Raw genomic sequence first — 7,333 nt, 5'->3', positions numbered from 1 at the left:
ACTAATCGGTCGAGGACTTATCCACACATTCTTAGCAATCATGCATATCTAGTTTTGAAGGTGCATATAATCACGGAGAGTTACCCAAGAGGCCGAAGGGGACGGTTTGCTAAACCGTTAGTATGCGCAAGCGTAGCGAGGGTTCGAATCCCTCACTCTCCGCCATTTTTATTTTGGCGGCGTAGCTCAGCTGGTTAGAGCGTTCGGTTCATACCCGAAAGGTCGGGGGTTCGATTCCCTCCACCGCTACCAAACTACATAAAAAATATGGCGGTCGTGGCGAAGGGGTTAACGCACCGGATTGTGGCTCCGGCACTCGTGGGTTCAAGTCCCATCGATCGCCCCATAACAACATGGGAGTATAGCCAAGTGGTAAGGCACGGGTCTGCAAAACCCTTATCCCCGGTTCAAATCCGGGTACTCCCTCCATTTTAGTCCCAGTAGCTCAGCAGGATAGAGCAACGGCCTTCTAAGCCGTCGGTCGGGAGTTCGAATCTCTCCTGGGACGCCACGCCTTTTCAAAAAGATAGCCTCCTTAGGACGTTGTGGCGCCTGCAGGAGGTTTTTTTCGTAGAAGTTAGCGTGTCTTTCAGGATGCAAACAGAGGCAAGTGATAAGTCAAATGGCCTATTTCAAAAAAATAGATAAAAATCTTTCATCCATAACTGGAAATATTTTGTCTAATTTGTCATAAATTATGTAAAAAATTCACAGAATATGGCTCCCATTCTATTCGGAAAATGTGACGAAACGATGATATTTTTGTAGAGATGGCGTTTGCATTCTTACAAAATTTTTGTGACATGTAACTTTCTTTTTCGACAAACGTATCTAATAGAAGATTGGACAAAAAAACGATAGTTTGACAGGAAAAATATGGGCTCCATCCAGTCGAAAACAATATTGACTTGCGAAAATTGATTGTGTATACTCAAAAACGTACTTCGTGTCAACAGAAAAACACGAGTAAAATCAGCGTTTATAGGCGGTCGTGGTGGAATTGGCAGACACACCATCTTGAGGGGGTGGCGGGGCGACCCGTGCGAGTTCGAGTCTCGCCGACCGCACCAATCCCGAAAACAATCAGGAAGAAATGGAAACGAGTGTTTGTATTTTTCTAAATAAACGGAGCCTTTTTCGACAAGGGCTTTTTTTTCTGCCAACTGCAAAGCACTGTCGAATAGAAAGAGAAAAAGGTGGGAAAGGTGATAGCAGTGCCTTATTTTTTCCCACTTTTGGGTCATTGCTTATGAATCGCATTTGATGTAAACTGCCAATTGAGAGAAAAACAATAGAGAAATGTTGGAAAAACAACACTACCTAAATTCAGATCAGACCCAATCTGGTTTAGGTCGAGGAGAAGAACCCATGAGTGTAATTAGAGAGATCATTGAGGGATTATTCATCGGATTTACTTCTGCGGTGGGTGTAATCGGCACATATCAAACACTAGTTTCATGTGCAGGCCTGTTCCGCAAAAAAGAGCAAGTAACAACTGAGCCGCAAAAGACGTTTGCTGTGCTCGTGGCAGCTCACAATGAGAGCGCCGTAATTGCTCCGCTAATTGAAAACCTGAAGAAACTCGACTATCCACGTGAAATGTACGACATCTTCGTCATTTGCGACAACTGTACAGATAACACGGCAGAAATTAGTCGGGCGCATGGTGCAATTGCATGTGAGCGTTTTGACACATCCAAGCGTGGGAAAGGCTACGGCATCGAATGGATGCTGGAGAACCTCTGGGCAAGACCTAAGCAGTACGACGCTGTCGTCATGTTTGATGCTGACAACTTGGTTGAGAAAAACTTCCTGAAAGTAATGAATGACCGTCTCTGCAAAGGGGCGCGTGTGATTCAAGGCTACCTCGACTCCAAGAACCCGTTTGATTCATGGATTACGCTGTCCTATGCGGTTACCTACTGGTTTACAAACCGTATGTGGCAACTGGCTCGTCACAATTTGGGACTGCCGAACACTTTGGGCGGAACTGGCTTGTGCATTGAGAGCAACCTGCTCAAAGAAATGGGCTGGGGAGCAACCAGTCTCACGGAAGACCTGGAATTTGCAACACGTTGTATTGAACGCGGTATTTACCCGACATGGGCACATGACACCAAGGTCTGGGATGAAAAACCGATTGATTTAAAATCGTCGATGCGCCAGCGTTTGCGTTGGATGCAAGGGCACTACGATGTGGCAGGTCGCTACATCCGCGCTGTCTTGTTTAATGGTTTGAAGTCGAGAAAGCTGGGAATGCTTGATGCAGCCTTCTACCTCTTCCAACCGATGTACGTGCTGATGGTGACGATGATGTCGGTATTGTTCTTGGCAAGATTTTTTGATATCGGTACGCTGACAACAGTATCCACGATCTTGCCTTCATGGCTGGTATACGGTTCTACTGCTGTGTTCTACCTGTTGCCGATCTTGGCCCTCTATTTGGATAAAGTTCCGTGGAAGGGGTATTTCGGGCTCCTCTTGCTACCATTCTTTTTCCTGACCTGGCTTCCGATTATGTTTTACGCGTTCTTTACGAAGAAAAACCAAGAGTGGAGTCATACCTCTCATACACGCGCGATTCGTATCGAGGAGATCCAGCAATAGTGACGTAAACAAGCAAAAACCACAGGTGAAGATTCCCCTGTGGTTTTCCTATTATCTTAAAGTAGCGAGACCGTTGCCGAATTTGGTATAATGACGTGATCAAGCAAGTAGCGTTCGCCAACGGGATTAAGGCACCAGCGCCAGACGTAGCGGTGCCCATAGGAGGAAAACAGCAATGAAGCTCGCGACAGACATTCACAACAACGACGTCCCATTGTTGTGGGGCGATAAACGATACCATACATGGAATTACCATTTAAGAGGGACTTTTCACGAAAAGATTTTCAAGGTTCCATTGGATGGCGGTTTTAGTTGTCCGAATCGGGATGGGAAAGTAGCGACAGGCGGTTGCACGTTTTGCAGTGCGAGAGGATCTGGAGATTTTGCTGGTGATCGCAGAATGGACCTGGAAAGACAGTTTCATGATGTGAAAAACCGGATGCACGAGAAATGGCCGCAAGCCAAGTATTTGGGCTTCTTCCAAGCGTACACGAATACGTATGCGCCTGTGGAGGAGCTGCGGGAGATGTACGAAATCATCCTCCAACAAGAAGGTGTAGTCGGACTCTCCATTGCAACGCGTCCTGACTGCCTGCCAGACGACGTTGTGGAGTATTTGGCTGAATTGAATGAGCGCACATATTTGTGGGTGGAGCTCGGTCTACAGACAGTCCATGAGCACACAGCCCAGTTAATTAATCGAGCGCACGATTATCAATGCTACGTGGATGCTGTTGAGAGATTGCGCAAGCACAACATCCGTGTATGCTCTCACATTATCTACGGATTGCCAGGAGAGAGCCACGAAGAAATGATGCAGACGGCAGAGGCTGTGGCACATCTGGATGTGCAGGGGATCAAGATACACCTATTGCACTTGCTGCGCAAAACGCCGATGGTGAAGCAATATGAAGCAGGACTCTTGGAATTCCTGTCACAGGAAGAGTACACGAAGCTCGTTGTGGATACATTGGAAATTTTACCTCCAGAGATGATCGTCCATCGAATCACAGGAGACGGACCACCTGATCTCTTGATTGGGCCGATGTGGAGTCGCAAAAAGTGGGAAGTTCTGAATGGCATTGATGCAGAACTAAAAGCCCGGAATAGCTGGCAAGGAAAATTTTTTGTACCACGTACGTAATGATGCAATGACAAAAAGGGAGCCTTTTTTTGGCTCCCTTTCTTTTTTTATAGATTGCGAATCAGATTTCTCGCACGCTTCGGGTAATTGGTGATCAGACCATCTACACCACAGTCAATGGCTCGCTGGATTTGCCGACCAGTATTTACCGTCCAGCTCAAAACTTCAAAATGATGCTCCTTTGCTTGTTTGACCAAGTCTTCCGTCAACTGATCAAATGGGACGTGTAATTGATCAGCTCGATAGTTGCGGGCTATTTCCCAAGGCTTGGCGAGTGGTCCAACGTATAAAAGTCCCGTCGTTTGTGTTGCATCCAATTGCTTGATTCGTAAAAGGCTGTCGAAGTTAAACGTTGAAATGATGGTTCGCCCTGTTAGCTGGTATCGCCTGATTTGTTCGATGACGAGCTCCTCTAAGTGGGGTTGATCCTGGAAAAAATTTTTCATCTCGATAATGAAGCGCAGAGGTGTGTCGACAAACGTCTGAAATACCTCCTGTAAGGTTGGAATATGGGCTTTTGGTACTCGCATAGAGGAGTCTTTATCCGCACGTAGCTGACGCAGTTCTCGCAGTGAGTAATGGCGCACCAAACCTGAACCATTGGTCGTGCGCTCCAGGCTATGGTCATGAATAACAACCAGCTTATTGTCACTGCTGAGCTGGACGTCCAATTCGATCCCATTGGCTTTTCGCCGGACGGCTCCTTGAAACGATTCCATCGTATTTTCCGGAAACAGGCCGGAAGCGCCACGATGGGCATAGATAAGTGGGGGCACGAGGGCTTCCTCCCTTCTCGAGCGTGTCATTACCTATTACCATGATATGTAAAGGGCCCCTCGATACGACCTGACATGAGAGGCATCTCCAAAAGTCTATCCGATTACGACGAGTACGATGACCAAAAGGACAAAGAGGACAAGGATCAGGGCAAAATTGTTATTGCAGCTCACAAAAAACACCCTCCTTCTCGCACATGAAGCATCTACTTTCATGGTATGAAAAACGAGTGAATATGACCCAACAGAATGCCCACCTTGTGTTTTTTTGTGCATGAGGAAAGCTTTTTTATACAGATTGGCAGATGACGGTCTTACTTGTTTTGCTACAATGAGAGGAGGAGTACTGTAGGGGAGGATGAAGACCGTGATAAATGTTGGAGGCGCACAGGACGCTGGCGACCTGATCATTGATCGACAAAATCGCCGGGTAAAGCTGCACGTGTATGAACCATCACAAATCGAGCAGTGGGATCGGGTCTTGAAGGAGCTAGCCGAAAAGTCAGAGGCAACAAAAGTCATTGTGTACGGGAAGAAACAAGATATTACGCAATGGCAATCCCTGGGTTACGAGCTAGAGGGAACCATCGATGGTTTTTTTCAAGGGGAAAACGCACAGATGCTCACCTGCTACCTGACGAAAGAGCGGGCTACCTCTGGTGCAGAAAAACTTGCCGAGGAAATTCTTACGTTGAGCCTGTCAAAAGCGGGGAGTACGATAGAGAAATCATTACCTGAGGGATACCACCTGCGTGAAGCAACGGATGCAGACACGAAGGAATTGGCGTGTTTGTATGGACTGATATTCGCGACGTATCCTACACCGATGAACGATCCGTCCTACATTCGCAAAACCATGCAAGAAGGTACCATCTACTATGTCGTTGAATTTGAAGGCAAGATTGCATGTGCTGCGTCAGCTGAAGTCTCCGAACGATTTGGTTCAGCCGAGATGACGGATTGTGCAACCCATCCAGATCATGCGGGGAAAGGTCTCCTCCAACCGCTGTTTATCGCGCTGGAACAAAGGATGGAGGAGGCGGGGATTTACTTTTTGTACACCTTGACTCGGGCACAATCGGCAGGAATGAATGTGACGGCTGCCAAAATGGGCTATGCATACCGCGGACGGCTGATTAACAATTGTACGATCTTTTCAGGCTATGAAGACATGAATATATGGGTTAAACCACTTCGCCCGACGAGGGAATAACGGGCTACCTGTTTGGAGGATACAACTGCTGTTGCAGACGACGGGCCATCAGGGCCAACTGAAGCTGCCAGCGTTGATGAGCATCCTCCAGGCGGTAGCCTGTTTTTTCTTCAATTTGGGTCAACCGGTACTTGAGCGTGTGTCGATGGATATACAAGGCTTGCGAGGTCTGTAGACCGTTTCCATTCTGGGCCAAATACACTTCAAGTGTTTCGAGAAGCTGTTGATTGTATTTCGTATCATAGCGAATTAATGGTTCCAGCAATGGGTTCCACAGGCGGAGCAAGCTTTCTTTTTCACGATGGTACGGAAACAAAAACTGATAGCCCTGCATATCCCGGTAACGCAAAATTTGCGGGGATTGGGCCAACAGTGGGTACGCTTGTAGAGCAAACATCGCTTCTTCGGAGGCACTGACGACGTTTGGCAATTGCTCACAGGGATTGCTCAAGGCGATTTGTAGGTCAAGTGAAGGATGAAGCCCTCTCCAGCGGGAAGTGAGCTGTTCTAATAAGCGCAGGCTCGTCTGATCATCCAGCAAAATAAACAAGAGGCAATGTGGCCGCTCACGCAGCAAATAAGAGCGCTGATGACGGTCGCTAAGCCTCCGCATCAACGTAATGACACTTTGATGCATGTCTCCGAGCATCGTTTGATCGGCTACCTCTACACGAACAGCGACACAGAGATGATGTCCAGCAAGCGGGTAGCCCAGCATGCGACAACGGCTCTCCAGCTCCGTATGGGTCATTTGCTGTCCGTTTAGGAGTTCCTCCACAAAATCCCCTTTTAACCGCCATTCCGTTGCGGCTACTGCCCTTTCCTTTACATATTCGAGAGCACATAAGGTAGAGGCATGCTGTAGAGCGACGTCATCGAGCTCTTTCCAGGCGTGCTCGGGCTTCGTTAATGTCAACGTGCCAAAATGCTCGCGATTGGCCCGAATCGGTACACGATGCGCGATTTCCTGGGACTGATCATGCGGCAGTGCTTCCGAGCTGCCATGCTGCGTGACTTCAAAGCCTAATGCATCGATGAGCGACACGGCGCCTCCGGTAAGTGCAGCGAGCTCGCCAGCGATGGCGGGAAGGCCTCCTTTGGATAGGGCAGCATCAATCATTCGGTTATGAATTGCTGAGGAATAAGCCAGGGTTTCAAATTGCCGATTCATGATCGGCTGCAAGATGGCTTTTGTTATGGTTGAAAAGTTTATCTCCGTGGGAATTTCAATCAATGGAAGTTGATAGTGATCTGCCAAAGTCAAAAACGTCTCGGGAATTTCCCGTAAATAAAAGCCCGTATGAATCGCAACACCACTCAGCTTTTGCTTCGCCAACGAAGGAATAAAAGAAGCGAGCTTTTCCGTGTGTTCAGCAAGCCCAAAGCCGGTTGTAATCAAAAATTCGCCTTCCTGCAAGCGACTCGTATCCTCCAGCACCTCGACAATTGTCACCCAACGAATCGGATTGTCCAGTCCGCCTGCTCCTGCGATTAGCCTGGTGTGAACCATGTCCGGCAGTTGCAGCGCTTCTCTTATCGTGATGGTCATCAGGTATCTCCTCCAAAAGCCTCGGTAAAGGTTCTCTTATACAA

6 protein-coding genes and 6 tRNA genes are annotated in these 7,333 nt (G+C 47.8%); 9 read left to right on the top strand and 3 right to left on the bottom strand.

Annotated features, from left to right (window positions below):
* The first annotated feature begins 74 nt into the window (after window positions 1–74).
* From ASG16_RS23860 to mnmL, 8 genes are all read left to right on the top strand, one after another.
* A tRNA-Ser gene (locus ASG16_RS23860) sits at window positions 75–165 on the top strand.
* A gap of 10 nt (window positions 166–175) precedes the next feature.
* A tRNA-Met gene (locus tag ASG16_RS23855) sits at window positions 176–252 on the top strand.
* Window positions 253–270: 18 nt separating this feature from the next.
* Window positions 271–346 (top strand) — tRNA-His (locus tag ASG16_RS23850).
* Window positions 347–355: 9 nt separating this feature from the next.
* Window positions 356–429, top strand: a tRNA-Cys gene (locus ASG16_RS23845).
* A 5-nt stretch (window positions 430–434) separates the two neighbouring features.
* A tRNA-Arg gene (locus ASG16_RS23840) sits at window positions 435–511 on the top strand.
* A gap of 474 nt (window positions 512–985) precedes the next feature.
* Window positions 986–1,070 (top strand) — tRNA-Leu (locus ASG16_RS23835).
* Window positions 1,071–1,368: 298 nt separating this feature from the next.
* The gene (locus ASG16_RS23830; protein ID WP_056489880.1) at window positions 1,369–2,607 is read left to right on the top strand and encodes a glycosyltransferase family 2 protein; all 1,239 of its coding nucleotides are present in this window, start codon (window positions 1,369–1,371) and stop codon (window positions 2,605–2,607) included.
* 175 nt (window positions 2,608–2,782) lie between these two features.
* Window positions 2,783–3,751, top strand: coding sequence for a tRNA modification radical SAM protein MnmL/YtqA (gene mnmL / locus ASG16_RS23825; protein WP_056489883.1), 969 nt, complete (start codon window positions 2,783–2,785; stop codon window positions 3,749–3,751).
* 47 nt (window positions 3,752–3,798) lie between these two features.
* On the opposite strand, the gene ASG16_RS23820 is transcribed toward mnmL, so the two are convergent.
* Together ASG16_RS23820 and ASG16_RS31675 are read right to left on the bottom strand one after the other, a co-directional pair.
* Window positions 3,799–4,527, bottom strand: a complete 729-nt coding sequence (locus ASG16_RS23820) for a glycerophosphodiester phosphodiesterase (protein WP_053079566.1) — start codon at window positions 4,525–4,527, stop codon at window positions 3,799–3,801.
* Between the two features lie 96 nt (window positions 4,528–4,623).
* Window positions 4,624–4,743, bottom strand: a complete 120-nt coding sequence (locus tag ASG16_RS31675) for a YjcZ family sporulation protein (RefSeq protein WP_162630236.1) — start codon at window positions 4,741–4,743, stop codon at window positions 4,624–4,626.
* Window positions 4,744–4,885: 142 nt separating this feature from the next.
* Here ASG16_RS31675 and ablB point away from each other — a divergent pair, with 142 nt between their 5' ends.
* Entirely contained in the window at window positions 4,886–5,740 is an 855-nt protein-coding gene (ablB, locus tag ASG16_RS23810) for a putative beta-lysine N-acetyltransferase (protein ID WP_056489886.1), read from the top strand.
* Between the two features lie 4 nt (window positions 5,741–5,744).
* Here the strand turns inward: ablB and ASG16_RS23805 are convergent, their stop codons facing one another.
* Window positions 5,745–7,289, bottom strand: a complete 1,545-nt coding sequence (locus ASG16_RS23805; RefSeq protein WP_056489889.1) for a PucR family transcriptional regulator — start codon at window positions 7,287–7,289, stop codon at window positions 5,745–5,747.
* Window positions 7,290–7,333: the final 44 nt, after the last annotated feature.

This window comes from Brevibacillus sp. Leaf182, from assembly GCF_001423865.2.
Classification (GTDB): Bacteria; Bacillota; Bacilli; order Brevibacillales; family Brevibacillaceae; genus Brevibacillus; species Brevibacillus brevis_C.
This window is presented reverse-complemented; position numbering and strand designations above follow the sequence as displayed.

Excerpts from the sequence above, each read along its gene's own strand:
- ablB (WP_056489886.1), top strand. The coding sequence starts at position 4,886 with ATGAAGACCGTGATAAATGTTGGAGGCGCACAGGACGCTGGCGACCTG.
- ASG16_RS31675 (WP_162630236.1), bottom strand. The coding sequence starts at position 4,743 with ATGAAAGTAGATGCTTCATGTGCGAGAAGGAGGGTGTTTTTTGTGAGC.
- mnmL (WP_056489883.1), top strand. The coding sequence starts at position 2,783 with ATGAAGCTCGCGACAGACATTCACAACAACGACGTCCCATTGTTGTGG.
- ASG16_RS23830 (WP_056489880.1), top strand. The coding sequence starts at position 1,369 with ATGAGTGTAATTAGAGAGATCATTGAGGGATTATTCATCGGATTTACT.
- ASG16_RS23805 (WP_056489889.1), bottom strand. The coding sequence starts at position 7,289 with ATGACCATCACGATAAGAGAAGCGCTGCAACTGCCGGACATGGTTCAC.